This is a genomic window from Streptomyces sp. NPDC058371 (assembly GCF_042723265.1).
Lineage (GTDB): Bacteria > Actinomycetota > Actinomycetes > Streptomycetales > Streptomycetaceae > Streptomyces.
Genome location: NZ_JBHXJC010000005.1, coordinates 319,721 through 345,962 on the forward strand (window position 1 = coordinate 319,721; position 26,242 = coordinate 345,962).

Genomic DNA, 26,242 nt, shown 5'->3' on the forward strand with positions numbered 1-26,242 from the left:
CCACCTCCCCCCCCCAGTTTTCTTCTTCGCGACCCCCCCCAACTCCCGGAACCCATCCCTCTCGGTAAAAACAAGTCCCCCGGACACCCCCCCCCCCCCCCCCCCGGGCCCTGTCGCACGTGGTGATCGATCAGCCCTCTCGGATCAAAGAGCCTTCCTAGGAGTCCCTTCATGAAGACGATCGACGAACTTCTCGCCGACGGTGTGGACGGCAAGCGGGTCTTCGTCCGCGCCGACCTGAACGTGCCGCTGGCCGACGGCCTCATCACCGACGACGGCCGCATCCGCGCCGTCCTGCCCACCGTCAAGGCCCTCGCGGAAGCGGGCGCCAAGGTGATCGTCGCCTCGCACCTGGGCCGCCCCAAGGGCGCCCCGGACCCGGCGTTCTCGCTCCTCCAGCCCGCCGAGCGGCTCGCCGAACTCCTCGGCGCCCCGGTCGCGTTCGCCCAGGACACCATCGGCCCCGCCGCGCACGACGCGGTGAACGGCCTCCAGCCCGGCCAGGTCGCGGTCATCGAGAACCTGCGCTTCAACGCGGGTGAGACGTCCAAGGACGACACCGAGCGCGGCGAGTTCGCCGACCAGCTCGCGGCCCTGGCCGATGTCTACGTAGGCGACGGTTTCGGCGCGGTGCACCGCAAGCACGCCTCCGTGTACGACCTGCCGGCGCGCCTTCCGCACTACGCGGGCTACCTCATCGCCACCGAGGTCGCTGTCCTGAAGAAGCTCACCGAGGACGTCAAGCGGCCCTACGTCGTCGCGCTCGGCGGCTCCAAGGTCTCCGACAAGCTCGCCGTCATCGACGAGCTCCTCGGCAAGGCCGACCGGCTGCTCATCGGCGGCGGCATGGCGTTCACCTTCCTCAAGGCGAAGGGGTACGAGATCGGCGCCTCCCTCGTCCAGGAGGACCAGATCCCGGCCGTCGTCGAGTACGTCCAGCGCGCCGAGAAGAACGGCGTCGAGCTGATCGTCCCCGTAGACGTCGTGGTCGCGGCCGAGTTCCCCGACCTGAAGACCAAGGCCCCCTCCCACCCCACCACCGTCGCCGCGGACGCCATCCCGGCCGACGGGATGGGTCTCGACATCGGTCCTGAGACCCGCAAGCTGTACGCCTCGAAGCTCACCGACGCGGCCACCGTCTTCTGGAACGGCCCGATGGGCGTCTTCGAGCACCCCGACTACGCCGAGGGCACCAAGGCGGTCGCCCAGGCCCTTCTCGACTCCCCGGCCTTCACGGTCGTCGGCGGCGGCGACTCCGCCGCGGCCGTCCGCACCCTGGGCTTCGACGAGACGGCATTCGGCCACATCTCGACCGGTGGCGGCGCCTCCCTCGAATACCTCGAGGGCAAGACGCTCCCCGGCCTCGCCGCACTGGAGGACTGACCTACATGGCTGCATCTTTTTCTGCTGGGCGCACGCCGCTGATGGCGGGCAACTGGAAGATGAACCTCAACCACCTCGAGGCCATCGCGCACGTCCAGAAGCTCGCCTTCGCCCTCGCGGACAAGGACTACGAGGCCTGCGAGGTCGCCGTCCTGCCGCCCTTCACCGACCTGCGCTCCGTGCAGACCCTGGTCGACGGCGACAAGCTCAAGATCAAGTACGGCGCCCAGGACCTCTCGGCGCACGACTCAGGTGCGTACACCGGTGAGATCTCCGGCTCGATGCTGTCCAAGCTCAAGGCCACGTACGTGGCGGTCGGCCACTCCGAGCGCCGGCAGTACCACAACGAGACCGACGAGATCGTGAACGCCAAGGTCAAGGCCGCCTACAAGCACGGTCTGACCCCGATCCTGTGCGTGGGCGAGGAGCTGGAGGTCCGCGAGGCGGGCAGCCACGTCGAGCACACGCTCACCCAGGTCGAAGGCGGCCTCAAGGACATCCCGGCCGAGCAGGCCGAGTCCATCGTGATCGCGTACGAGCCCGTCTGGGCCATCGGCACCGGCAAGGTCTGCGGCGCCGACGACGCCCAGGAGGTCTGCGCCGCGATCCGCGCCAAGCTGGCCGAGCTGTATTCCCAGGAGCTGGCCGACCAGGTCCGCATCCAGTACGGCGGCTCGGTGAAGTCCGGGAACGTCGCCGAGATCATGGCGAAGCCCGACATCGACGGCGCCCTGGTCGGCGGTGCGTCGCTCGACGCCGACGAGTTCGTCAAGATCGTCCGCTTCCGCGACCAGTGAGTAGGCGCTAGCGGCGATCCGTCGTACCCTTGCGGGGGCCGTGGGCTCTGGGAGTGAGCGTTTCGACCTCACCGAGAGAGCTTCGGCCCCCGTCGTCCATCCAGTTCCGAGGAAGTTGGTCCAGCCGTGGTTTTGGGGTTCTCGATCGCCCTGATCGTCTTCAGCCTGCTGCTGATGCTGCTCGTGCTGATGCACAAGGGGAAGGGTGGCGGCCTCTCCGACATGTTCGGTGGCGGTATGCAGTCGTCCGTCGGTGGCTCTTCGGTCGCCGAGCGCAACCTCGACCGCATCACCGTGGTGCTCGGTGTGGGCTGGTTCGCGTGCATCATCGTGCTCGGCATCCTGATGAAGGCCAACAACTGATCACCGGCTGACATCGGTACGGCATCACAAGAGCACATTACGCACGTACATTCCGCACGTAAGGCCCCATGTCCGGTACGCGCCTCCCAGCGCGGCCTATCATGGGGCTTGCGTCTAGGGGCGGGGGTGTAACTCCAATCACTGGACGCGCGTTGGGCCTTACGTAGACTGAGGCGCTCGCAGCGAAGCGTCACGCCGACTCGCTTCGCGGCACCATTACGCAGGGAGTTACGACCGTGGCAAGTGGCAACGCGATCCGAGGAAGCCGGGTCGGGGCGGGGCCGATGGGCGAGGCCGAGCGCGGCGAGTCCGCGCCGCGGCTGCGCATCTCCTTCTGGTGCTCCAACGGGCACGAGACGCAGCCCAGCTTCGCCAGCGACGCGCAGGTTCCCGAGACCTGGGACTGCCCGCGCTGTGGCTTTCCGGCCGGACAGGACCGGGACAATCCGCCGGCCCCACCGCGCACCGAGCCGTACAAGACGCACCTCGCGTATGTACGGGAGCGGCGCAGCGATGCGGACGGCGAGGCGATTCTCGCCGAGGCGCTCGCCAAACTGCGGGGCGAGATCTAGGAGTTGACAGCCGGCCGGGCACCCAAGGGTGTCTGGCCGGACGTGTTTTGCACGGCTCGGCCGATGTGCCGAGGCCGATTGTCAGTGGTGCCCTCTACGGTTCTTGCATCAGCGGAACCGGGGGTGACGCGGCCATGGCCGACGTGCGGGACATGCGGGTGCCTGCGTGGCGCGGGGGATTCGGGCGGTTGTGGAGCGCGGCCGTCCTCTCCAGTTTCGGAGACGCCCTGCGGACGGCCGCGTTGCCGCTGCTCGCCGCGACGTTGACCGACGAGCCGATGCTCATCGCGTCCGTCACCGCCTGCGGCTATCTCCCCTGGATCGTCTTCGGGCTCCTCGGCGGGGCCGTCGCCGACCGGGTGGACCAGCGTCGCGCGATGTGGACCGTGGACGCGCTGCGGGGCTTGCTGATGGCGGCCTTCGCCGCCGCGGTCGTTCTCGGGCACGTCTCGATCGGGCTGCTGATCGCGCTGGCATTCGCGCTGACCACCCTCCAGACCCTTTTCGACAACGCCTCCACCGCCCTGCTGCCCGTCCTCGTGGACCGCAAGGCGCTCGGCAGTGCGAACGCGCGTCTGATGACCGGGCAGCGCATCGCCGGCGGTCTGCTGGCCGGGCCACTCGTGCCCGTACTGCTCCTCGTGGGGGCGGCCGCCCCCTTTCTGGCCGACGCGGTGACCTTCCTCGTCGGGGCCGCGCTGGTGGCATCCCTGCGGGTCGGCGCCACGGAGCGCGAACCGAGACCGGCGGGCAGCACCTTGCGCGGCGAGATCGCGGCGGGCCTGCGTGTCCTGGGGCGCGACCGGGCTCTGCGCGGCCTGTGCGCGGCCACGGCCCTCTGCAACATCGGCATGGGCGCCCTCATCGCCACACTGGTGCTCCTCGTGACGGGCTGGCTGGACGCGGGCAACGCGGGATTCGCCGCGGCGATGACCGCGTACACGGTCGGCAGTCTTGCCGGGGGCGTGGTGAACCGCTGGGTCGTGGACCGGCTCGGCCGGATCGGCGGCGTGTTTCTCGCCGGGGCGGTGCAGATCGGCGCACTCGTGGTCATGGGCTCGGTCCGCAGCCTGGCCGCGCTGACCGGGAGCCTGGCCGTCTTCGGACTCATGGGCATGGTGTGGAACGTCAACACGACGACCCTGATGCAGCAGCGCAGCCCCGCCGGCATGCTCGGCCGCGTCAGCTCGGCGTTCCGGACCCTGTCCGTCGCGGGGGCTCCGCTCGGCGCACTGCTCGGTGGTGCCGTGGCCACCACCTGGGGTCTGAACACTCCGGCGCTGCTGGCGGCCGCGTTCTTCGTCCTCTCCGTCACCGCGCTGATACCCGCGCTCAAGCCGGACGTATCTGTTGTTGAGCCGGACGACGGCGCTACGACAGCTCGCGTCAAGCCCTGATCAATTAGGTTGGGACCGGCAGCGGGGCAAGGTACGCAGCAGCACACGCAGGAAAGAAGGCGGAGTCCGAGATGAACGCAGACAGCCGTACCAGGCTCAACCAGACACCCGAATGGACCGCTCTCGCCAAGCACCGCGAAGAGCTCGGGGAGACCCATCTGCGGGACCTGTTCGCGGCCGATCCGGGCCGCGGCAGCGGGTACAGCCTCCAGGTCGGCGATCTGCGCGTCGACTACTCCAAGCACCTGGTCACCGACGAGACGCTGCGGCTGCTGCGTGACCTCGCCGCGGCCACCGGTGTGTTCGGGTTGCGGGATGCGATGTTCCGGGGCGAGAAGATCAATGTGACCGAGGATCGGGCGGTGCTGCACACGGCGTTGCGGGCGCCGCGTGATGCGGTGGTCGAGGTGGACGGCGAGAATGTGGTGCCGGCGGTGCACGCGGTGCTGGACAAGATGGCCGGCTTCGCCGAGCGGGTCCGTTCGGGCGAGTGGGCCGGTCACACCGGCAGGCGCATCAAGAACGTGGTCAACATCGGGATCGGTGGGTCCGATCTCGGGCCGGCGATGGCGTATGAGGCGTTGAAGGCGTTCACGGACCGTTCGCTGACGCTGCGGTTCGTGTCGAACGTGGACGGCGCCGATCTGCACGAGGCGCTGCGTGATCTGGACCCGGCGGAGACGCTGTTCGTCATCGCGTCCAAGACGTTCACCACGATCGAGACCATCACCAACGCCACCTCGGCGCGGACCTGGCTGCTCGCCGGGCTGGGCGGCGAGGACAAGGCGGTCGCGAAGCACTTCGTGGCGCTGTCGACCAATGGTGAGAAGGTCGCGGACTTCGGGATCGACACGGCGAACATGTTCGAGTTCTGGGACTGGGTCGGCGGGCGTTATTCGTACGACTCGGCGATCGGTCTGTCGCTGATGATCGCGATCGGCCCGGACCGGTTCCGGGAGATGCTCGAGGGCTTCCACCTCGTCGACGAGCATTTCCGTACCGCGCCGGCCGAGTCCAACGCACCACTGCTGCTGGGTCTGTTGGGTGTCTGGTACGGCAACTTTCATGATGTGCAGTCGCACGCGGTGCTGCCGTACTCGCACTACCTGTCCAAGTTCACCGCCTACTTGCAGCAGTTGGACATGGAGTCCAACGGCAAGTCGGTGGACCGGGACGGCGAGCCCGTGGAGTGGGAGACCGGCCCGGTCGTGTGGGGCACGCCCGGCACCAACGGCCAGCACGCCTACTACCAGCTCATCCACCAGGGCACGAAGTTGATCCCGGCCGATTTCATCGGGTTCGCCAACCCGGTCGCCGAGCTGAGCGATGAACTCGCGGCTCAGCACGATCTGTTGATGGCGAACTTCTTCGCGCAGACGCAGGCATTGGCGTTCGGCAAGACGCCGGACGAGGTGCGTGCCGAAGGGGTGCCCGAGGAGCTGGTCCCGCACAAGACGTTCAAGGGCAACCACCCCACCACGACCATTCTGGCGAGCGAGCTGACCCCCTCGGTCCTCGGCCAGCTGATCGCGCTCTACGAGCACAAGGTGTTCGTGCAGGGCGCGATCTGGAACATCGACTCCTTCGACCAGTGGGGCGTCGAGCTCGGCAAGGTCCTCGCCAAACGGGTCGAGCCCGCGCTGACCGAAGGCGCCGACGTCCCCGGACTCGACGAGTCCACCAAGGCGTTGGTCGCCACCTATCGGGAGTTGCGCGGCCGGAAGTAGTGAACCGGGCCGCAGGAGGCGGCAGTTGATACGGAAAGCGGCGGCCGGTTCGGAAAAGCGGAAGTCGATACGGAAACGCGGCAGTCGGTAGGGAACGCGGCTGTTGGTGCGGGAAGCGGGCGGCGGGAGCCCGCCCGCTTCCCGTAAAATCCCAGGCGATCATTGTGCCCAGGGCTCGGGGGAGCGGAAGTTGACTGGTTCGCGCAGGAGATGGTTGAGCGGTCCGCTGTCGGCGGGATCGGTTCTGCAGCCCAAGGCCGTGGCGCAGGCGGTGTTCCATCCGGCGTGGATTCCGCCGTCGGTGGACCCCTCGGTGGAGCGGCTCAAGCGGGTGCGCGTCATCGCCGGAGCGGTCGCGGCGTTCGGCGTGTACACCTTCGTCCAGGGCAAGTTCGACTTCACCGAGGTCCTGGAGAACATCCTGACGGCCGCCGTCGTCCTGCTGTTCATCACGCCTCTGACGGTGTGCGTGATGCTCTTCGTCTGGCGGCGCACCGGTCGGATCCGCCAGCTGCGGTCGTCTCTCTTCAACTCCTTCAAGCTGCTGCTGCTCTTCGTGGCCACGGTCGCCGGGACGGTGCTGTTGTGGCAGCTGTCGATGGCACTCGGCGGCATCCTGCTGGCGGTGCTCGGCCTGACGGCGATGTGGCTGACCGGCTTCGCGGCGTACGGGGCTGTGACGCTGTCCGGGAACTTCTTCGGTTCCGCCGCCGTGCACCGCTGTCTGCCGCCGCTGCTCGCCACGGTGACCACCTGGCTGATGGCCATCCCCGACCTGGTCACCGGTGATCTGCACGGGCTGAGCCTCACGATGGGGATCGTCTTCATCCTGGGCGCGCCGGTGACGGTGACGAGCATCGCCGCGCTGGAGATGCGGCGGCTGCGGCGCCACTACGGGATACGGCTGCGCACGCACCCGGCGTCGCAGCCGCAGCCGGCTCCGGTGTACACGCAGCCACCCGGGTTCGTACCGCCGCAGGGCCCTCCGTACGCTCCGGGTCCCTATGGGCAGGGGATCCCGCCGGCGCCGTACGGACCTGGCAACCCCTATGGGCCGCCGCAGCCGTACGGGCCGCCGCACCCGCAACCCGCGCCGTACCCGTACAACCAGCGGAATCCGTACGGGTCCTGACGTCTCAGGTCACTGGTGACGCGGAGCCCGGTCAGGCGACCGCGGTCAACGTGTCCGCGGGACGGCGGCGGGCCGAGCGGGCCGCGGGGAGTGCGGCGAGTGCGGCGGCGCCCACCACCGCGGCCGTACCGAACAACAGCAGTAGCGGGAGGGACGGTCCCCGGGCGATGCCGGCGCCGATGCCGCTCGAATCGCCCTGGGCGTCGATCAGCCAGTGCGCGAGGGGCAGTCCCAGCGCCGTGCCGGTGAGGATGGCGGCCAGGGTCGTGCAGGCGGTGGCCGTGACTGTGACGGCCGTGATCTGCCGTGGGGAGAGCCCGATGGCCTTGAGCGCCAGCAGATCCCGCTCGCCCTCGCGCACGGTGCCGCCGATCACGGTGAGCAGTTCGATGAGACCGATCAGGGCCAGGACGGCGATCAGTCCCACGACGACTCCGCGCAGCGGTGAGAGGCCGTCGGCCGGGTTCGTGACGGTGTGCACGTCCAGGTGGCCGTGCCCGGCCGCGGTCAGCTGGGCGCCGACCCGGTCCGGATCGGCGCCGGGCCGCAGCTGGAGCTGGTAGAGGGTCGGGCGGAGCGCCGGGTCGTTCTCCCGCAGGGTGTCGAGCGAGGTTGAGATGACCCGGCCGCCGTTCTCCGGTTCGATGCTGCGGCCGACGATGTGCAGGATCTGCGGCTGCGCGCCCACGGTCATCCGCACCCAGTCCCCGACATGCGCGTCCAGCAGATCGAGCAGTCCCTGACCGGCCACCGCCTCGTCGGGGCCGCGAGCCGGATGCCCCTCGGCGAGTGTGAACGGGTACGGGTCCTGGTGGGTGCCGAGTCCGCGCAGCGCGATCGTGGCCGTCTGTCCCGGGACCAGGGCGGCCACCTCGGCGCCCGGGTGCACGGCGGAGACCTGCGGGTTCCGGGCGAGCAGTGACTGTGCCGCGGGCTCGTTCAGACTCGTGTCCGCGTGCGCCGTGAGCGCGGCCGCGAGACCGATCTGCTCGGGCCTGGTCTGGAAGCGGTCGATGGTGGTCCACGCGCTCAGCGCCACGACCATCAGCAGCAGCGGCAGGGCGAGCCGGCCGACCGTGGCGAGCGCGCGCGGCCGGCGCGGGAACGCCTTGTGCCAGCCGAGTACGAGAGCCGGCGGCAGCCGTAGTCCGAGGGCCCGGCGTGCCACGCCCGAGAGGCGTCCGCCCGGCGGGGCCGCGGCTCGCAGCACCGGCACCGGGGGGACCCGGCCGGCCCGCCAGGCCGCGATCCCGGTCGTCGCGCCGATGAACAGCACCGCGCCGACCGGCACCGCGACCAGTGCCGCGGTGTGGCCGGGCAGCCCCTGCCACACGCCCACCGCGTCCCCGAGGCGACCCGGGATCCGGCTGCCCAGCGCCTGTGCGAGCGTCGCCGCGGCCAGGGCGCCCAGCGACGCGTACGCCACGTGCTGGAGCAGGAAGACGCGCACCACCTGGCCGGGGGTGAACCCGATCGCCTTCAGTACGGAGATGTCGCGTAGATGACCTCGGATACGGGTGCCGATGGCGCCGTACACCGCGAGCGCGGCGGCGAGCAGCGCGCCGAGGCCGAACAGTCCGAGCACCTGCCCCAGCAGCCGGTTGTCGCCCTGGGCCTCGGAGCGGGCCTGCTGCCAGTTGGAGACCTGGGTGACCGCGCCGGCGCCGAGCGTCGTGACGGCGCGCTGGACCGCGTAGTCCGTGTCACCGGCATCGTTCAGACGCAGGCCGATGACCTGGCCCGCGTGCTGGTCGGTGCGCTGCACCGCTGACGGGAGCGCCCAGACGAGGCCGGGGCGCTCGCCGGAGCTGTAGCGGGGTTCGGCGCTGTCGGCCACGCCCAGGACGGTCAGGGTCCGGTGGCTGCCGGGCACGGTGAGGGTGTCGCCGGGTTCGGCCCACAAGGCGTGGGCGAGGCTGTCCTCCAGCACCACACCGTCGGGCCGGGCGGGGTCGAGCCAGCGGCCGGAGGCGAGCAGGGGACGGCCGGTGGCAGGCCGGTCGACAGCGCCGCGCAGCTCGACGGAGGCACGGGTGCCGCGCGACTCGACGGTCGCGGACGCCGTACGGTACGGGCCCGCTACGGACTCGACGCCGTCCAGCTTCGCGAGGCGCCCCGCGTCGGCGGAGGGGCCGGTGTGGATCCAGACGTGGGCGCCGTGCGACTGCGTGAAGACGCGCTGCCAGGGGTTCGTCGCGTAGCCGAAGAGCGCGGCGGCCAGCAGCAGTGAGGCGACGATGCCCGCGGTCGCCAGCACGATGAACAGCGCCTCGCCCCGATGCGTGCGCAGATCGGCATGCGCCCAGCGCAGAGTGGCCCGCACGCCGCGTCAGCCCCTCGGCCGACGGGAGCGGAGGTGCCGCGCACGGGCGGGGCGGTTGGGGAGCGGACCGCGGAGGCCGGGGTGGCGCGCATGTTCGTGAGGGGCGGCGCAGCACAGCCGCGCACGCGCCGGACGGTTGGGGAGCGGCCCGCGGAGGCCGAGGTGGAGCGCACGTTCGTGAGGGGCGGCGCAGCACAGCCGCGCGCGGTGTCCCAGCTGGTCGTGCACGCCGATCAGTCCCTCAGTTCCAGCACGCCGGAGAGGCCGGCGCCGCGCGACGGAGTGCCGTCGAGAGTGGCGTCGTCGGCGATGCGGCCGTCGAAGAAGCTGATCACCCGGTCCGCGGCGCTCGCGAGCCGCGCGTCATGGGTGACCAGCACGATCGTCTGGCCGCGCTGGTGGAAACGGGACAGCAGCCGCATCACCTCGCGCGTGCCCTTGCTGTCCAGGCTGCCCGCGGGCTCGTCGGCCAGCAGCAGGGACGGATGGTTGACCAGCGCCCGGGCCAGGGCGACCCGCTGCTGCTCACCGCCGGACAGCTCACCCGGCATGCTGCGTTCCTTGCCCTGAAGGCCCAGCTCGGACAGCAGCCGCTCGCGCTCGGCGCGGGCCTGCTTGGGGGAGAGGCCGGCGAGCAGGGCGGGCAGTTCGACGTTGTCGGCGACGGACAGGTCGGACACCAGGTTGAAGAACTGGAACACGATGCCGATCCGGCGCCTGCGCTCCACCGCCCAGCGGGCCTCGCTGTACGCGTCCGTGCACTCGCCGTCCAGCCAGATGCTGCCGCCGTCCGGCCGCTCCAGCCCGCCGAGCAGATGCAGCAGCGTCGACTTGCCGGCGCCGGACGGCCCGGTCACCGCCACGAACTCGCCCTGCCGCACGGCGAGATCCACCCCGCGGACGGCATGCGCCGGGGCGCCCGCGCCGTGATGGGTCTTGACCAGACCCTCGGCGCGCAGCAAAGGAGCGGTGTGGCTCATTCCAGCTCCTCCAGTTCCTCCTGGCAGCGCTCCAGCCAGTCGAGGTCGGCCTGCAGATGCAGCATGGCGCCCTCGATCAACAGGTGGGAGATGCGGTTGTCCCGGTTCTCGGCCGTGGCGAGTTTCGACAGATTGCGCATGGTGTTCAGATACTGGCGCCGCTGTTTGTTGATGAGGGCGACCCGGTCGGCGAGGCCGGTCGTCGGGGCGAGCGCGAGCTTCATGAAGAACTCGTCCCGTACCCGCGGCTCGTCCGCCGTCTCCTCGTACCAGGCGTGCAGCGCCTCGCGCCCGGCATCGGTGAGGTGGTAGATCTTCTTGTTGGGCCGGCTCGACTGCTCGACTTCCTCGCCCTCGATCAGTCCCGACTTCTCGAGGCGGCCGAGCGTGACGTAGATCTGGCCGACGTTCGGCTGAGGGTACGCGGAGCCCAGCAGTTGCTCAAGGTCCTGCTTGAGCTCGTACCCGTGGGCCGGCCCACGCGCCAGCAGGGCCAGGAGGGGCAGCCGCACCCGCGCTCTCCTCCTCGCATCCTTGTGTCCGCCCCGACCCCGTGCCGGGTGTTGTCACCCGGTATGGCCGGATGCCAATGTGTCGCAGGCCCTAGGGCCTGTCTGACAATTCCCGTCTGCCGCGCTCCGGGCGACGACGGGAAATATCAGACAGACCCTAGTATCGCCCATACCTAACAGGTATACATGGCGTCTGACGGTGGGCGAAGGTGCCCGGCGCCGGTGTACAGGGAGGAACCTATGCGGTGGATCCATGCCGCCGGTAGGGGTCTCCTCGTCCTCGCGGTGGTCCTGACCGGTTACGTCGCCTCCGGCGCACCCGCCGGCGGAGCGCACGGCACCGGCCGCGGACCGCTCACCCTGGCGACCGCGGGTGACCTCACCGGCTATCTGGGTCCGCTGCTGGACGGCTGGAACCGCACGCATCCCGGCGAGAAGGTCACGCTCGTGGAGCTGCCGGACTCCGCCGACGAGACGCACGCGCAGATGACCACCGATCTGCGCGACGGCGACCGTGGCCGGTTCGACGTGCTCAACATCGACGTCGCCTGGACCTCGGAGTTCGCCGCAGCGGGCTGGATATCCCCGCTGCCCCGCACCCGCTTCCCGCTCGACAGCTTCCTGCCGCCGGTCGTGGACACGGCGACGTACGACGGAGAGCTGTACGCGGTTCCCTACGTCACCAACGCCGGTCTGCTCCTGTACCGCAAGGACGTCCTCGCCAAGGAGGGCGTACCGCCGCCGCGCACCTGGGCCGAGCTGGAGGAGCAGGCGAAGACCCTCGCCCCGAAGTACGGGCTCGACGGGTACGCCGGCCAGTTCCTGCCCTACGAGGGGCTCACCGTGAACGCGGCGGAAGCGGTCTACTCGGCGGGCGGCACGATCCTCGGTGACGAGGGCGAGCGCGTCACCGTCAACTCCGAGGCGGCCCGCGAGGGCATCGGCTTCCTCGCCCGGGGCGTGCGCGAGGGATGGATCCCGAAGAAGGCGCTGTCGTACAAGGAGGAGGAGTCCAAGCAGGCGTTCCAGGACGGCCACCTCCTCTTCCTGCGCAACTGGCCCTATGCCTACGTCAGCGCCTCCGGCAAGGATTCCGCGGTCGCCGGGAAGATCGGAGCCGTACCGCTGCCCGGGCCCGACGGGCCGGGCGCGAGCGTGCTCGGGGGCTCCAACCTCGCCGTCAACTCCCATGCGGGGCACCCCGATTCGGCCGCGCGTCTGCTCGCGTATCTGACCGGCGAACGGGCCCAGCGCCAGGTCCTCACCAAGGGCGCGCTGCCGCCCGTGCGGGCCTCGCTCTACGACGACCCGGAGCTGATCCGGCGGTTCCCCTATCTGCCCACCCTGCGCGAGAGCGTCCTCGCGGCGGCCCCGCGTCCCAAGAGCCCGCACTACGACCAGGTCAGCCTGGTCGTGCAGGCCGTGGTGCGCGACGCCATGACCGGGCACGAGACGCCCGCCGCCGCGGTGCGCCGGCTGGCCCGCGAGCTGGCGGCCGTCTCTCACCGCTAGAGCAATAGTTACCTGTTAGGTAACGAGAGCATCCCATCTCGCGATTCCGCGACCGATATATCAGCATTTGGCTGCCCAACTTCCCAACTGGGTCTGCCTACTCGTTGACACCTGTGCGACACGCCTACTTAACATGCATGCATAACCGAAGGCACGCACAGACAGGTCAACGGGTGAGCCTCAACACGCACCGCTGGTGGCGCGACGCAGTGATCTACCAGGTGTACGTCCGCAGCTTCCTGGACAGCACCGGGGACGGCATCGGCGATCTCGCCGGGGTCCGGGCGGGCATGCCGTACCTCAAGAAGCTCGGGGTCGACGGCATCTGGCTGAGCCCCTTCTATCCCTCGCCGCAGCACGACCACGGCTACGACGTCGCCGACTACTGCGACGTGGACCCGCTCTTCGGCGACCTCGCCGAGTTCGACCTGTTGATGACCGACGCCCGTCGTCTCGGCGTCAAGGTGCTCCTGGACATCGTCCCCAACCACTGCTCCAGCGAGCACCCTTGGTTCCGCGAAGCGCTCGCGGCGGAGCCCGGCAGCGCGGCACGCGCCCGCTTCCACTTCGCCGACGGACGCGGCCCCGACGGCGCCGAACCGCCCAACAACTGGCACGCCATGTTCGGCGGATCCGCCTGGTCGCGCGTCACCGAGGCGGACGGCCGGCCCGGCCAGTGGTACCTGCACATGTTCACCTCCGAGCAGCCCGACCTGAACTGGCGCAACCCCGAGGTCGGTGCCCACTTCGACCAGGTGCTGCGGTTCTGGCTCGACCGCGGCGTCGACGGCTTCCGGATCGACGTGGCCGCGGGCCTCTTCAAGCACCCCGGCCTGCCGGACTCCCCGGACCCCGAGGCCGACGCCCGGACCCGGGACTCGGTCAACCCGCTCGCCTGGAACCGGCCCGAGGTGCACGACGTCTGGCGCCACTGGCGGTCCGTCTGCGAGGAGTACGCGGCGCGCGACGGCCGCGAGCGGCTGCTGGTCGGCGAGGTCTCAGTGCCGACCGCCCGCGAACACGCCGACTACGTACGCCCCGACGAACTGCACCAGGCCTTCTTCTTCGACCTGCTCGGCGCCCCCTGGGCGGCCGACGCCTTCCGCAAGGTCATCTCCGAGGCCATGCAGGACATCGCGGGCACCGGCTCCACCGTCACCTGGGTACTCAACAACCACGACCAGGTCCGTACCGTCACCCGCTACGGCGAGTCCGGCACCGAGGGCAGCGGCCTCGGCGCCGCCCGCGCCCGCGCCGCCGCCCTGCTGATGCTGGCGCTCCCCGGAGCCGCGTACATCTACCAGGGCGAGGAGCTCGGACTGCCCGAGGTCGTCGACCTGCCCGACGACGTGCTGACCGATCCGATCTTCCGGCGCACGGGCAGCCGCGCCCGGATCCGCGACGGCTGCCGGGTGCCGCTGCCGTGGTCGGGGCACGCCTCGCCGTTCGGCTTCACCTCGGGTGCCGAGGGCGCCAAACCGTGGCTGCCGCAGCCCGCCTACTTCGCCGAGTACGCCACCGACCGAGCGCTCGCCGACACCCGCTCGTTCTGGCACCTGTACCGCGATGGGCTCCAACTGCGCGCCGGGCTGCCCCAGTTGGGCGAGGGCGCGCTGCGCTGGCTGGACGCCCCGCCCGGCATCCTCGCCTTCGTCCGCGGCGACGGCCTGGTCTGCGCCGTGAACTTCGGTACGGCGCCGACGCCCGCGCCGGTCGCCGGCACCCCCCTGCTGTCCAGCGGTCCCTGCCCGGCCGGGGTCCTGCCCGGCTCAACGGCCGCCTGGTGGATCAGCGACTGCACCAACCCCTGAGACACCTCCGCCTGATCCGACGTCAAGTACCCGCCCCTTGAAGGGACATCAACGATGATGCGACGACGTACGACCCTGCTCGCGAGCTGCACCGCCCTCGCCCTGGCCCTCGGCGCGACCGCCTGCGGCGGCGGCCCGGTCGCTGCCGGAGGCGGTGGCAAGGAGCTCGGCGGCCGGACGATCACCGTGGCCGGTGTGTGGTCCGGCAGCGAGCAGAAGAACTTCCAGAAGGTGCTGGACGCCTTCACCGAGAAGACCGGCGCCAAGACCCAGTTCGTCTCCACCGGTGACAACGTCTCCACGGTCGTCGGCAGCAAGATCGAGGGCGGCAACGCGCCCGACGTGGTGATGGTCCCGCAGGTCGGCGTCCTCCAGCAGTTCGCGAAGAAGGGCTGGCTCAAGCCCCTTTCGAAGACCGTCGAGAAGTCCGTCGACACCAACTACGCGCATGTCTGGAAGAAGTACGGCAGCGTCGACGACACCTTCTACGGCCTCTACTTCAAGGCCGCCCACAAGTCGACCGTCTGGTACAGCCCCGACGCCCTGGCCCAGGCCGGCGTCAAGCCGCCCACCACGTACGACGCGATGCTGAAGGCCGGGCACACCGTCTCGGACTCGGGTCTCGCCGCCTTCTCCGTGGCCGGCCAGGACGGCTGGACCCTCACCGACTGGTTCGAGAACGTCTACCTCTCCCAGGCGGGACCCGAGAAGTACGACGCACTGGCCGCGCACAAGCTCAAGTGGACCGACCCGAGCGTGGTGCGGGCCCTCACCACCCTCGGCAAGCTCTTCCAGGACAAGCAGCTGCTGGCAGGCGGCCAGAAGGGCGCCCTGAACACCGACTTCCCGGGCTCCGTCGAGAAGGTGTTCGGGCCGAAGCCCGAGGCGGGCATGGTCTACGAGGGCGACTTCGTCGCCGGCGTCGCCAAGGACCAGTTCGGCCGGAAGATAGGCCAGGACGCGGACTTCTTCCCCTTCCCGGCGGTGGGCGGCGGCACCGCGCCCGTGGTCAGCGGCGGTGACGCGGCCGTGGTCCTCAAGGACGGCAAGGACCAGAAGGCCGCCATGCGGTTCCTGGAGTACCTCGCCACCCCGGAGGCGTCCGCCGTGTGGGCCGAGGCGGGCGGCTTCCTGTCCCCGAACAAGAAGGTCGACCTCGCCTCCTACAGCGACGACATCGCCCGCGAGACCGCCAAGTCCCTGATAACCGCCGGGGATTCGGTCCGCTTCGACATGTCGGACCAGGCCCCGGCCGCCTTCGGCGGGACCAAGGGGACGGGCGAGTGGAAGCTCCTCCAGGACTTCCTGCGCGACCCCTCGGACCCGAAGGCCACCGCGGCCGCGCTGGAGAACGCGGCGGCCAAGGCCTACCAGGACTGATCGCCGTGACCGCCACCCTCCTGAAGGAGACGAGCCCGCCGCCCGTCCGCGTGCCCGACCGCAGGCGGCGCGCCCGGCGCCGCGGCCGGATCATCGCCCTGGCCTTCGTCCTCCCCGCCCTGCTCCTGCTCGGCGCACTCGTCGTCTACCCCGTGCTCTTCTCCGTGGGGCGCAGCTTCTTCGACGCCTCCGGCACCCGGTTCGTGGGCGGCGACAACTACACCGAGATGTTCCGCGACCCGGCCACGATCAAGGCCATCCGCAACAGCACCATCTGGGTCGTCGTCGCGCCGACCCTGCTCACCGCGCTCGGCCTCGTCCTCGCCGTGCTCGTCGAGAAGATCCGCTGGGCCACCGCGTTCAAGCTGTTGCTCTTCATGCCGATGGCGGTGTCGTTCCTGGCCGCCGGCATCATCTTCCGGCTCGCCTACGACGAGGACCCCGACAAGGGCGTCCTGAACGCCGCGGTGGTCGGCGTCCACGACACCTTCAAGGGCGCCTCCTCCTACCCGACCGCCCGCGCCCGCGACGGCCAGGGCCTGACCAAGGGCTCCGACGGCTCGTACCGTACGACCGCTGCCGCGACCCCCGGCCACACGGTCGGACTCGGGCTGGTCGGCGTCCTGCCCAAGGACCTGCCGACGGGCGCCGAGCCCGCGTACGCGGCGGCCGGGAAGACGGCGGGCGCGGACGAGCTGCGCGGTGTCGTCTACCTGGACTTCACGCCCGGCGGGGGAGGGGAACAGGGCAAGGTCGACCGGCGCGAGAGCGGCCTTCCCGAGATGAAGGTCGAGGCGGTGCGAGACGGGAAGACGGTCGCGAGCACCACCACCGCGGGCGACGGGTCCTTCCGCTTCGGGGACCTGGGCCCGGGCTCGTACACGGTGCGGCTGCCGGCAGCGAACTTCGCCCCGCCGTACGAGGGTGTCTCCTGGCTCGGTCCCGCGCTCGTCACGCCCGCCATCATCGGCGCCTACCTGTGGATCTGGACCGGCTTCGCCATGGTCCTCATCGGCGCGGGACTCGCCGCACTGCCGCGCGACGCCCTGGAGGCGGCCCGGATGGACGGCGCCAACGAGTGGCAGATCTTCCGCCGGATCACCGTGCCGCTGCTGGCGCCGGTGCTCACCGTGGTCTTCGTGACGCTGGTGATCAACGTGATGAAGGTCTTCGACCTCGTCTACATCATCGCGCCGGGGCCGGTGCAGGAGGACGCCACCGTGCTCGCCACCCAGATGTGGCTGGTGTCCTTCGGCGGCGGCAACAACCAGGGCCTCGGCAGCGCCCTCGGAGTGCTGCTCCTGCTGCTGGTCATCCCGGCCATGGTCTTCAACGTCCGCCGGTTCCGAAGGAGTTCACGATGAGCGCGGTGCGCAAATGGCTGGCCGGCAGCCTGGTTCAGGCGTTCCTCGTGATCGTCGGCCTGATCTGGGTCACCCCACTCGCCGGACTGTTCCTGTCCTCGCTGCGGTCCGCCCAGGACACCGCGAGCGGCGGCTGGTGGACCGGTCTCACCAGCCCGGCGCAGCTGTCCTTCGACAACTACTCGGCCCTGCTGGGCAATGCGGGGATGACCCAGGCGTTCTGGAACACCGTGCTGATCTCGGTGCCGACGACGGTCCTGGTGGTGGTGATCGCGGCGCTCGCCGGATACGCCTTCGCCTGGCTGGAGTTCCCCTTCCGGGACACCGTGTTCCTGGTCGTGGTGGCGCTGCTGGTGGTGCCCGTCCAGATCGGCCTGCTGCCGGTCGCCAAACTCTTCGGTCAGCTGGGGCTGTTCGGGACGATTCCGGGCGTCGTCCTCTTCCACGTCTCCTACGGGCTGCCGTTCGCCATCTTCCTGCTGCGCAACTACTTCGCGGAGATACCGCGGGAGATGCTGGAGGCGGCGCGGATGGACGGGGGCGGTGAGTGGCGTATCTTCACCCGGCTCGTGCTGCCGGTGGGGCGGCCGGCCATCGCCAGCCTCGCGATCTTCCAGTTCCTGTGGGTGTGGAACGACATGCTGGTCGCCCTGCTGTTCGCCGACAGCTCCTCGCAGCCGCTGACCGTGGAACTCCAGTCGCAGATACGGCAGTTCGGGAGCAACATCGATGTGCTGGCGCCGGGGGCGTTTCTTTCGCTCATCGTGCCGGTGGCGGTGTTCTTCGCGTTCCAGCGGCACTTTGTGCAGGGGGTGATGGCGGGGTCGGTGAAGTGATGTTCCCCCACCCCGCCCCCGGCCATCCGTGTCGCGCTGACGCGCTCGCTCTCAATCGCCGGAGGGGCTGAGAAACAGCCCCTCCGGCGAATGAGGAGCGGGGTCCGGGGCGGAGCCCCGTGGCCTCAGGGCGACGCCGGCGGATACAGCGACCGCGGCAGCTGCGAGGCCGCCGCGGAGTCCAGCAGCCACAGGGTGCGCGAGCGGCCATAGGCACCGGCGGCCGGTGCCTGCACCTCACCCGCGCCCGACAGGGCGATGGCAGCGGCCTCCGCCTTGTCGTCGCCGGCCGCGAGCAGCCACACCTCCCGAGCGGAGCGAATCGCGGGCAGTGTGAGCGTGATCCGGGTCGGCGGCGGCTTCGGCGCACCGTGCACGCCGACCACCGTCCGCTCCGTCTCGCGCACCGCGGGCAGCTCCGGGAACAGCGAGGCCACGTGGGTGTCCGGCCCGACGCCCAGCATCAGGACGTCGAAGACAGGCACCGGACCGTGGTCCTCGGGCATCGCGGCCTTGGCGAGCTCCGCGGCGTACGACTCGGCCGCGGCGTCCACGTCGGCGCCGTACGGGCCGTTGGACGCGGGCATCGCATGGACCCGCGCGGGATCCAGCGGCACCGAGTCCAGCAGCGCCTCCCGGGCCTGGGTGACATTGCGCTCCGGGTCGCCCTCGGGCAGGAACCGCTCGTCGCCCCACCACAGGTCGAGCCGGCTCCAGTCGACCGCGTCCCGGGCGGGCTCGTCGGCCAGGGCGGCGAGGAGGCCGTTGCCGTTGCGCCCGCCGGTGAGCACGACCGAGGCGAAACCGCGCGAGGCCTGCGCGTCCACGATCTTCGTGACCAGCCGGGCCGCGGCCGCCCTTGCCATCAGCTCCTTGTCGCGGTGGACGACGAGCTGCGGAGTACTCACTTGGCGGCCGCCTTCTTGGCCGGTGCCTTGGCGGCCTTCCTGGCGGGCGCCTTCGCCGTCCGCTTGGCCGGCGCCTTGACCGCGCCCGAATCCTCCGCCGGGTCCTCGGCGGAGCCGGTGCTCAGCCGGTCCACCCCGTACCGCAGCGCCGACGCATAGGTGTCGTCCGGGTCGAGCCGCCGCAGCTCCTCCGCGATCAGCTCGGCCGTCTCCCGGCGCTTGAGCGCCACGGCACGGTCGGGCTGGCCCTCGATGGACAGTGTCGCCAGTGAGCCGTCGGCACGGTCCAGGACGATCGGACCGCAGTCCGTGGCCATCCGTACGGCGGTGAGGCCGGGCCCGGACGACACCGAACGCTTGACCGGGACGTCCAGCCGGTCCGCGAGCCACATGGCGAGCAGCTCGCAGCTCGGGTTGAACTCCTCGCCCTCCACCTCGACCGCGTCCACCGCGCAGGTGACCTGGTCGAGGGCCGCGGCCAGCATCGAGCGCCAGGGCGTGATGCGGGTCCACGACAGGTCCGTGTCACCGGGGGTGTAGGCGTCGGCACGGGCGCCCAGTTCCCGTACCGGCTGCTCGGAGGCGTAGGTGTCGGTGACCCGGCGCTGGGCGAGCGCGCCCAGCGGGTCGTTGGCCGGATCGCTCGGTGCGTTCACCGGCCACCAGACGACGACCGGGGCGTCCGGCAGGAGCAGCGGCAGGACCACGGACTGGGCGTGGTCCACGACCTCGCCGTAGAGCCGCAGGACGACCGTCTCGCCGGTGCCCGCCTCCACACCCAGCCGCACCTCGGCGTCGAGGCGCGACTTCGTGCGGTCGCGGGGCGAGCGCGAGACGCGCCGGATGACCACGAGCGTGCGCGAGGGGTGCTCGCGCGAGGCGTCGTTGGCGGCCCTCAGGGCGTCGTAGGCGTTCTCCTCGTCCGTGACGATGACGAGGGTGAGCACCATGCCGACGGCCGGCGTGCCGATGGCCCGGCGGCCCTGGACGAGCGCCTTGTTGATCTTGCTGGCCGTGGTGTCCGTGAGATCTGTTTTCATGGCCGGCGCCAGCTCCGTCCGTCTCGCTCGAGCATCTGGTCCGCCTCGACGGGGCCCCAGGTGCCCGCGGGGTACTGCGCGGCCTTGCCGTGCTTGTCCCAGTACTCCTCGATCGGGTCGAGGATCTTCCAGGACAGCTCGACCTCCTCGGTGCGCGGGAAGAGGTTCGAGTCACCCAGGAGGACGTCCAGGATCAGGCGCTCGTACGCCTCGGGGCTCGACTCCGTGAACGACTCCCCGTAGGCGAAGTCCATGGACACGTCCCGGATCTCCATGGAGGTGCCGGGCACCTTGGAGCCGAAGCGGACCGTGATGCCCTCGTCCGGCTGGACGCGGATGACGATCGCGTTCTGGCCGAGCTCCTCCGTCGCCGTGTGGTCGAAGGGGGAGTGCGGGGCGCGCTGGAAGACGACCGCGATCTCGGTGACACGGCGGCCCAGGCGCTTGCCCGTGCGCAGGTAGAAGGGGACGCCCGCCCAGCGGCGGTTGTCGATCTCCAGCTTCACGGCCGCGAAGGTGTCGGTCTTCGACTTGGGGTCGATGCCGTCTTCCTGGAGGTAGCCGACGACCTTCTCGCCGCCCTGCCACCCGGCCGCGTACTGCCCGCGGACCGTGTTCTTGCCCAGGTCCTTCGGCAGCCTGGCGGCGCCGAGCACCTTGGTCTTCTCGGCGGCCAGCGCGTCGGCGTCGAAGGAGGCGGGCTCCTCCATGGCGGTCAGCGCCATCAGCTGGAGGAGGTGGTTCTGGATGACGTCACGGGCGGCGCCGATGCCGTCGTAGTAGCCGGCGCGGCCGCCGATGCCGATGTCCTCGGCCATGGTGATCTGGATGTGGTCGACGTACGACCGGTTCCAGATCGGCTCGAACATCTGGTTGGCGAAGCGGAGCGCCAGGATGTTCTGGACGGTCTCCTTGCCCAGGTAGTGGTCGATGCGGAAGACCTGGTCCGGGGCGAAGACCTCGTGCACGATCGCGTTGAGCTCCTCGGCCGACTTGAGGTCGTGGCCGAACGGCTTCTCGATGACCGCGCGCCGCCAGGAGCCGCCCTCCTGGTCGGCCAGGCCGTGCTTCTTCAGCTGCTGCACGACCTTGGGGAAGAACTTGGGCGGTACGGAGAGGTAGAAGGCGAAGTTGCCTCCGGTGCCCTGCGCCTTGTCGAGGTCCTCGATCGTCGCCTTCAGGTTCTCGAAGGCGTCGTCGTCGTCGAAGGTGCCCTGGACGAAGCGCATCCCCTGGATGAGCTGCTGCCAGACCTCCTCGCGGAACTCGGTGCGCGCGTGCTCCTTGACGGCGTCGTGGACCTCCTGCGCGAAGTCCTCGTCCTGCCACTCGCGCCGGGCGAAGCCGACGAGCGAGAAGCCCGGTGGCAGCAGTCCGCGATTGGCGAGGTCGTACACCGCAGGCATCAGCTTTTTACGTGACAAATCGCCCGTGACGCCGAAGATGACCAGGCCCGACGGCCCCGCGATACGCGGGAGCCGTCGGTCTGCGGGGTCACGCAGCGGATTGCTGCTCGACAAGATTTCAGCCCTCCGAAGGGGCGAGGCGCTGGAGCTCCGCCTCGGTCGACTTGAGCAGGTCGTTCCAGGACGCCTCGAACTTCTCGACGCCTTCGTCCTCCAGCAGCTGGACCACGTCGTCGTACGCGATCCCGAGCTTCTCGACCGCGTCGAGATCGGCGCGGGCCTGCTCGTACGTGCCGGAGATGGTGTTGCCGGTGATCTCTCCGTGGTCCTCGGTGGCCTCCAGAGTGGCCTCCGGCATGGTGTTCACCGTGTTCGGCGCGACCAGTTCCTCGACGTACATGGTGTCCTTGTACGCCGGGTCCTTGACGCCGGTCGAGGCCCACAGCGGACGCTGCTTGTTGGCCTGCGCCTTGTCGAGGGCGGTCCAGCGGTCGCCGCTGAACACCTCCTCGTACGCCTGGTAGGCGAGCCGGGCGTTGGCGAGGCCCGCCTTGCCGCGCGCGGCCTTGGCCTCGTCCGTGCCCAGGGCGTCGATCCGCTTGTCGATCTCCGTGTCCACGCGGGACACGAAGAAGGACGCCACCGAGTGGATCTTCGAGAGGTCGAGGCCCGCGGCCTTGGCCTTCTCCAGACCCGAGAGGTAGGCGTCCATGACCTCGCGGTAGCGCTCGAGCGAGAAGATCAGCGTGACGTTCACGCTGATGCCCCGGCCGATCGTCTCGGTGATCGCGGGCAGGCCCGCCTTGGTCGCCGGGATCTTGATCAGCGTGTTCGGGCGGTCCACCAGCCAGGCCAGCTGCTTGGCCTCGGCGACGGTGGCCTTGGTGTTGTGGGCCAGTCGCGGGTCGACCTCGATCGAGACCCTGCCGTCCTGACCGCCGCTCGCTTCGAAGACCGGGCGCAGGATGTCGGCGGCGTCACGGACGTCCGCAGTCGTGATCATCCGGATGGCCTCTTCGACGGTCACCTTGCGGGCGGCGAGGTCGGAGACCTGCTGGTCGTAACCGTCGCCCTGCGAGATGGCCTTCTGGAAGATCGAGGGGTTGGTGGTGACACCCACGACGTGCTGCTGGTCGAGCAGTTCGGCGAGGTTGCCGGACGTGATCCGCTTGCGCGACAGGTCGTCCAGCCAGATCGCGACGCCTTCTTCGGAGAGGCGCTTGAGTGCGTCTGTCATCGAAATTGCATCTCCTACGTGTCGTATGTCAGCGTCAGCGCGTGGCTGCGGCGATCGATTCCCGGGCGGCGTCGGCTACGTTCTCGGCAGTGAATCCGAACTCCTGGAAGAGCACCTTGCCGTCGGCCGAAGCACCGAAGTGCTCCAGGGAAACGATGCGACCCGCATCCCCGACGAACCGGTGCCAGGTCAGACCGATCCCGGCCTCCACCGCGACCCGCGCCTTCACGGACGGTGGCAGGACGCTGTCCCGGTACCCCTGGTCCTGCTCCTCGAACCACTCCACACACGGCATCGACACCACTCGGGTCGGAATGCCCGCGGCTTGGAGCTGCTCACGCGCCTCGACGGCAACGTGCACCTCGGAGCCCGTGCCGATGAGGACGACCTCGGGAGTGCCGCCCTCGGCCTCGAACAGGACGTAACCGCCCTTGACCGCATCCTCGTTGGCCTCGTACGTCGGCACGCCCTGACGGGTCAGCGCGAGGCCGTGCGGGGCGCCCTTGCCGTACACCTTGGTGTAGCGCTTGAGGATCTCGCGCCAGGCGATGGCGGTCTCGTTGGCGTCGGCCGGGCGGACGACGTTGAGGCCGGGGATGGCGCGCAGCGAGGCCAGGTGCTCGACCGGCTGGTGGGTGGGGCCGTCCTCGCCGAGGCCGATCGAGTCGTGCGTCCACACGTACGTCACCGGCAGGTGCATCAGCGCGGACAGGCGTACGGCGTTGCGCATGTAGTCGGAGAACACCAGGAAGGTGCCGCCGTAGATACGGGTGTTGCCGTGCAGCGCGATGCCGTTCATCTCCGCGGCCATCGAGTGCTCGCGGATACCGAAGTGGATCGTGCGGCCGTACGGGGCGGCACCCGGCAGCGGGTTGCCGGCCGGCAGGAACGAGGAGTTCTTGTCGATCGTGGTGTTGTTCGAGCCGGCCAGGTCGGCCGAGCCGCCCCACAGCTCGGGGATGATCGCGCCGAGCGCCTGCAGGACCTTGCCGGACGCGGCACGCGTGGCGACGGCCTTGCCCGCCTCGAAGGCCGGGACCTTCTCCTCCCAGCCGGCCGGCAGCTCGGTCGCGGCGACGCGGTCGAACTCGGCGGCGCGCTCCGGGTTGGCGGTGCGCCAGGCGGCGAAGCCCTTCTCCCACTCGGCCTTGGCCTCACGGCCGCGGTCGAGGGCGGCGCGGGTGTGGGCCAGCACCTCGTCGGAGACGTCGAAGGACTTCTCCGGGTCGAAGCCCAGGACGCGCTTGGTGGCCGCGACCTCGTCCTCGCCGAGCGCCGAGCCGTGCGCGGCCTCGGTGTTCTGCGCATGCGGGGCGGGCCAGGCGATGATCGAGCGCATCGCGATGAACGACGGCCGGTCCGTCACGGTCTTGGCGGCCTCGATGGCGTTGTAGATCGCCTCGGGGTCGATGTCGCCGTCCGGCTTCGGGGCCACCCGCTGCACATGCCAGCCGTACGCCTCGTACCGCTTGACCGTGTCCTCGGAGACCGCGGTCTCGGTGTCGCCCTCGATCGAGATGTGGTTGTCGTCCCACAGCAGGATCAGGTTGCCGAGCTTCTGGTGCCCGGCCATGGAGGACGCCTCCGCGGAGATGCCCTCCTGGAGGCAGCCGTCACCGGCGATCGCGTAGATGAAGTGGTCGAACGGGGACTCGCCCTGGGGCGCGTCCGGGTCGAACAGACCGCGCTCGTAACGGGAGGCCATCGCCATGCCCACGGCATTGGCGACACCCTGGCCGAGCGGTCCTGTCGTCGTCTCCACCCCGGGGGTGTGCCCGTACTCGGGGTGGCCGGGGGTCCTGCTGCCCCACGTACGGAACGACTCGAGGTCCTCCAGCTCCAGGCCGAACCCGGCCAGGTAGAGCTGGGTGTAGAGGGTCAGGGACGAGTGGCCCGCGGACAGCACGAAGCGGTCACGTCCGGTCCAGTCGGGGTCGGCCGGGTCGTGCCGCATCACCTTCTGGAAGAGGGTGTACGCGGCAGGCGCCAGGCTCATCGCCGTACCCGGATGGCCGTTACCGACCTTCTGTACGGCATCGGCGGCCAGGACGCGGGCGGTGTCGACGGCCCGCTGGTCCAACTCGGTCCACTCGAGGTCTGTGGTGGTCGGCTTGGTGCTCACCCTGGGTCAGGGCTCCTCTCCACATGTTCCACATGTCGAATGCCGGTGCGCTCGGCGCCCACCGGCCGTTGTCGAGCCTACCCCCGTAAGTACGTGCGTTTTTTCGACTCATTCCAGACTGCCGGGACTGACGGAGATCCGCCTCCCGACCGGCGTGTTCCCTGTTCGGCAAGTGAATACGGAGCCGTTCGTCCGACTGCTCAATCGAGTGGCCCTCAGCTCTTCTCGTCGTACCGCCCAACACGACCCCACCCCCGCGAATGTCGGGGTATGGGCAACGTCTACAGTGGCGTGGTACGCGCGAGCCTTTACGGGGAGTTCACACCTGGGGGCTTGCTGGGATGTCTCTGTCAGGGGTGTGCGTGACGGCCGTCGAATCCCGTCCATTGGGTGGGGCCACCTCCCGCGCCTATCCGGCTGTGGGGGAGCTCGAGGCGAGCAGCAGCCGGGGCCCGCGGCCGTTCGGGGCCCGTCTCAAGGCGTTCGTGGCGCTCACCAAGCCGCGGATCATCGAGCTGCTGCTGATCACGACCGTGCCGGTGATGTTCCTGGCCGAGCAGGGTGTGCCCGACCTGAAGCTGGTGCTCCTCACCTGCCTCGGCGGCTATCTCTCGGCCGGCGGTGCCAACGCCCTCAACATGTACATCGACCGTGACATCGACGCCCTGATGGAGCGGACCAACCGGCGGCCGCTGGTCACCGGCATGGTCAGCCCGCGCGAGTGCCTGGCCTTCGGCCTCTCGCTCGCCGCGGTGTCCACGCTGCTGTTCGGCCTGACGGTCAACTGGCTCTCGGCCTGGCTCTCCCTCGGCGCACTCCTCTTCTACGTCGTCGTCTACACGATGATCCTCAAGCGCCGTACCTCGCAGAACATCGTCTGGGGCGGTATCGCGGGCTGTATGCCGGTCCTCATCGGCTGGTCCTCGGTGACGAACTCGCTGTCGTGGGCGCCGGTCGTCCTCTTCCTCGTCATGTTCTTCTGGACGCCGCCGCACTACTGGCCGCTGTCCATGAAGGTGAAGGACGACTACGCGCGCGTGGGCGTGCCGATGCTGCCCGTCATCGCCTCGAACAGGGTGGTCGCCCGGCAGATCGTCCTCTACAGCTGGGTGATGGTCGCTGTCTCGCTGCTGCTCACCCCGCTCGGCTACACCGGCTGGTTCTACACGACGGTCGCCCTGGTGGCCGGCGGCTGGTGGCTGTGGGAGGCGCACGCGCTGCAGAACCGCGCCAGGTCCGAGGCCACGGGCGGCAAGCTCAAGGAGATGCGGCTGTTCCACTGGTCCATCACCTATGTCTCGCTGCTGTTCGTGGCGGTCGCGGTGGACCCCTTCCTCCGGTAGGCCCCTCTTCTTCCCGACGTCTTCTTCCGACGTTCCGCGGGACGGGCGGGGGGGGGGGGGGAGAAAAAAAAACACCCCCAACACGCAAATCCTGTAG

Annotated in this window: 21 protein-coding genes; 13 read left to right on the forward strand and 8 right to left on the reverse strand. The window is 69.9% G+C overall.

Annotation, left to right across the window (positions count from 1 at the left end; genetic code table 11):
- Nucleotides 1-171: 171 nt before the first annotated feature.
- The 7 genes from ACFWM2_RS18725 (at nt 172) to ACFWM2_RS18755 (ending at nt 7,371) form a co-directional block, all read left to right on the forward strand.
- Nucleotides 172-1,383 (forward strand): phosphoglycerate kinase, encoded by a 1,212-nt coding sequence (locus ACFWM2_RS18725; protein ID WP_383280548.1) that lies wholly within the window; start codon nt 172-174, stop codon nt 1,381-1,383.
- Nucleotides 1,384-1,424: 41 nt separating this feature from the next.
- Entirely contained in the window at nt 1,425-2,180 is a 756-nt protein-coding gene (gene tpiA / locus ACFWM2_RS18730) for a triose-phosphate isomerase (protein ID WP_383281107.1), read from the forward strand.
- Nucleotides 2,181-2,306: 126 nt separating this feature from the next.
- Nucleotides 2,307-2,543, forward strand: a complete 237-nt coding sequence (secG, locus tag ACFWM2_RS18735; RefSeq protein ID WP_383280551.1) for a preprotein translocase subunit SecG — start codon at nt 2,307-2,309, stop codon at nt 2,541-2,543.
- Between the two features lie 236 nt (nt 2,544-2,779).
- Nucleotides 2,780-3,115 (forward strand): RNA polymerase-binding protein RbpA, encoded by a 336-nt coding sequence (locus ACFWM2_RS18740; protein WP_078637775.1) that lies wholly within the window; start codon nt 2,780-2,782, stop codon nt 3,113-3,115.
- 134 nt (nt 3,116-3,249) lie between these two features.
- Nucleotides 3,250-4,512: an MFS transporter gene (locus ACFWM2_RS18745; RefSeq protein WP_383280556.1), complete on the forward strand. Its 1,263-nt coding sequence runs from the start codon at nt 3,250-3,252 to the stop codon at nt 4,510-4,512.
- A 71-nt stretch (nt 4,513-4,583) separates the two neighbouring features.
- Complete coding sequence (pgi, locus tag ACFWM2_RS18750) at nt 4,584-6,239, forward strand: glucose-6-phosphate isomerase (protein ID WP_383280559.1); 1,656 nt, start codon at nt 4,584-4,586, stop codon at nt 6,237-6,239.
- Nucleotides 6,240-6,453: 214 nt separating this feature from the next.
- A complete protein-coding gene (locus ACFWM2_RS18755; protein ID WP_383280561.1) occupies nt 6,454-7,371 on the forward strand; it encodes a hypothetical protein in 918 nt (305 codons plus the stop codon).
- Between the two features lie 31 nt (nt 7,372-7,402).
- Here the strand turns inward: ACFWM2_RS18755 and ACFWM2_RS18760 are convergent, their stop codons facing one another.
- The 3 genes from ACFWM2_RS18760 to ACFWM2_RS18770 all read right to left on the reverse strand — a co-directional run bounded on the left by ACFWM2_RS18760 (nt 7,403) and on the right by ACFWM2_RS18770 (nt 11,186).
- Nucleotides 7,403-9,694 carry an FtsX-like permease family protein gene (locus ACFWM2_RS18760; protein WP_383280564.1) on the reverse strand — a complete coding sequence of 764 codons (2,292 nt, stop codon included), beginning with the start codon at nt 9,692-9,694 and terminating at the stop codon, nt 7,403-7,405.
- 233 nt (nt 9,695-9,927) lie between these two features.
- The gene (locus ACFWM2_RS18765; protein WP_383280567.1) at nt 9,928-10,674 is read right to left on the reverse strand and encodes an ABC transporter ATP-binding protein; all 747 of its coding nucleotides are present in this window, start codon (nt 10,672-10,674) and stop codon (nt 9,928-9,930) included.
- Entirely contained in the window at nt 10,671-11,186 is a 516-nt protein-coding gene (locus ACFWM2_RS18770; RefSeq protein ID WP_383280570.1) for a PadR family transcriptional regulator, read from the reverse strand. Before ACFWM2_RS18770 ends, ACFWM2_RS18765 begins: the two co-directional genes overlap by 4 nt.
- Before the next feature lie 240 nt (nt 11,187-11,426).
- Here ACFWM2_RS18770 and ACFWM2_RS18775 point away from each other — a divergent pair, with 240 nt between their 5' ends.
- The 5 genes from ACFWM2_RS18775 to ACFWM2_RS18795 all read left to right on the forward strand — a co-directional run bounded on the left by ACFWM2_RS18775 (nt 11,427) and on the right by ACFWM2_RS18795 (nt 18,089).
- Entirely contained in the window at nt 11,427-12,698 is a 1,272-nt protein-coding gene (locus tag ACFWM2_RS18775) for an ABC transporter substrate-binding protein (protein ID WP_383280573.1), read from the forward strand.
- Between the two features lie 137 nt (nt 12,699-12,835).
- Nucleotides 12,836-14,509, forward strand: coding sequence for a glycoside hydrolase family 13 protein (locus ACFWM2_RS18780; protein ID WP_383280575.1), 1,674 nt, complete (start codon nt 12,836-12,838; stop codon nt 14,507-14,509).
- A 54-nt stretch (nt 14,510-14,563) separates the two neighbouring features.
- Nucleotides 14,564-15,889, forward strand: a complete 1,326-nt coding sequence (locus ACFWM2_RS18785; protein WP_383280578.1) for an ABC transporter substrate-binding protein — start codon at nt 14,564-14,566, stop codon at nt 15,887-15,889.
- 5 nt (nt 15,890-15,894) lie between these two features.
- Nucleotides 15,895-17,253, forward strand: coding sequence for an ABC transporter permease subunit (locus ACFWM2_RS18790; protein WP_383280581.1), 1,359 nt, complete (start codon nt 15,895-15,897; stop codon nt 17,251-17,253).
- Complete coding sequence (locus tag ACFWM2_RS18795) at nt 17,250-18,089, forward strand: carbohydrate ABC transporter permease (protein ID WP_383280584.1); 840 nt, start codon at nt 17,250-17,252, stop codon at nt 18,087-18,089. The genes ACFWM2_RS18790 and ACFWM2_RS18795 overlap by 4 nt, the downstream gene beginning before the upstream one ends.
- A gap of 125 nt (nt 18,090-18,214) precedes the next feature.
- Here the strand turns inward: ACFWM2_RS18795 and pgl are convergent, their stop codons facing one another.
- From pgl to tkt, 5 genes are read right to left on the reverse strand one after another with little or no spacing between them, the layout of a single operon-like run.
- Complete coding sequence (pgl, locus tag ACFWM2_RS18800) at nt 18,215-18,997, reverse strand: 6-phosphogluconolactonase (protein ID WP_383280587.1); 783 nt, start codon at nt 18,995-18,997, stop codon at nt 18,215-18,217.
- Nucleotides 18,994-20,037, reverse strand: a complete 1,044-nt coding sequence (opcA, locus tag ACFWM2_RS18805) for a glucose-6-phosphate dehydrogenase assembly protein OpcA (RefSeq protein ID WP_383280590.1) — start codon at nt 20,035-20,037, stop codon at nt 18,994-18,996. Before opcA ends, pgl begins: the two co-directional genes overlap by 4 nt.
- The gene (gene zwf, locus ACFWM2_RS18810; RefSeq protein ID WP_383281110.1) at nt 20,034-21,560 is read right to left on the reverse strand and encodes a glucose-6-phosphate dehydrogenase; all 1,527 of its coding nucleotides are present in this window, start codon (nt 21,558-21,560) and stop codon (nt 20,034-20,036) included. The genes opcA and zwf overlap by 4 nt, the downstream gene beginning before the upstream one ends.
- 1 nt (nt 21,561) lies before the next feature.
- Complete coding sequence (gene tal, locus ACFWM2_RS18815) at nt 21,562-22,680, reverse strand: transaldolase (RefSeq protein ID WP_383280593.1); 1,119 nt, start codon at nt 22,678-22,680, stop codon at nt 21,562-21,564.
- A 34-nt stretch (nt 22,681-22,714) separates the two neighbouring features.
- Nucleotides 22,715-24,802 carry a transketolase gene (tkt, locus tag ACFWM2_RS18820; protein WP_383280596.1) on the reverse strand — a complete coding sequence of 696 codons (2,088 nt, stop codon included), beginning with the start codon at nt 24,800-24,802 and terminating at the stop codon, nt 22,715-22,717.
- A gap of 356 nt (nt 24,803-25,158) precedes the next feature.
- Here tkt and ACFWM2_RS18825 point away from each other — a divergent pair, with 356 nt between their 5' ends.
- Nucleotides 25,159-26,145: a heme o synthase gene (locus ACFWM2_RS18825; RefSeq protein ID WP_383281113.1), complete on the forward strand. Its 987-nt coding sequence runs from the start codon at nt 25,159-25,161 to the stop codon at nt 26,143-26,145.
- Nucleotides 26,146-26,242 lie beyond the last annotated feature (97 nt).

Coding starts and splice junctions, on each gene's coding strand:
- ACFWM2_RS18725 (WP_383280548.1), top strand. CDS start 172: ATGAAGACGATCGACGAACTTCTCGCCGACGGTGTGGACGGCAAGCGG.
- tpiA (WP_383281107.1), top strand. CDS start 1,425: ATGGCGGGCAACTGGAAGATGAACCTCAACCACCTCGAGGCCATCGCG.
- ACFWM2_RS18745 (WP_383280556.1), top strand. CDS start 3,250: ATGGCCGACGTGCGGGACATGCGGGTGCCTGCGTGGCGCGGGGGATTC.
- pgi (WP_383280559.1), top strand. CDS start 4,584: ATGAACGCAGACAGCCGTACCAGGCTCAACCAGACACCCGAATGGACC.
- ACFWM2_RS18765 (WP_383280567.1), bottom strand. CDS start 10,674: ATGAGCCACACCGCTCCTTTGCTGCGCGCCGAGGGTCTGGTCAAGACC.
- ACFWM2_RS18775 (WP_383280573.1), top strand. CDS start 11,427: ATGCGGTGGATCCATGCCGCCGGTAGGGGTCTCCTCGTCCTCGCGGTG.
- ACFWM2_RS18780 (WP_383280575.1), top strand. CDS start 12,836: ATGCATAACCGAAGGCACGCACAGACAGGTCAACGGGTGAGCCTCAAC.
- ACFWM2_RS18785 (WP_383280578.1), top strand. CDS start 14,564: ATGATGCGACGACGTACGACCCTGCTCGCGAGCTGCACCGCCCTCGCC.
- ACFWM2_RS18795 (WP_383280584.1), top strand. CDS start 17,250: ATGAGCGCGGTGCGCAAATGGCTGGCCGGCAGCCTGGTTCAGGCGTTC.
- opcA (WP_383280590.1), bottom strand. CDS start 20,037: ATGAAAACAGATCTCACGGACACCACGGCCAGCAAGATCAACAAGGCG.
- tal (WP_383280593.1), bottom strand. CDS start 22,680: ATGACAGACGCACTCAAGCGCCTCTCCGAAGAAGGCGTCGCGATCTGG.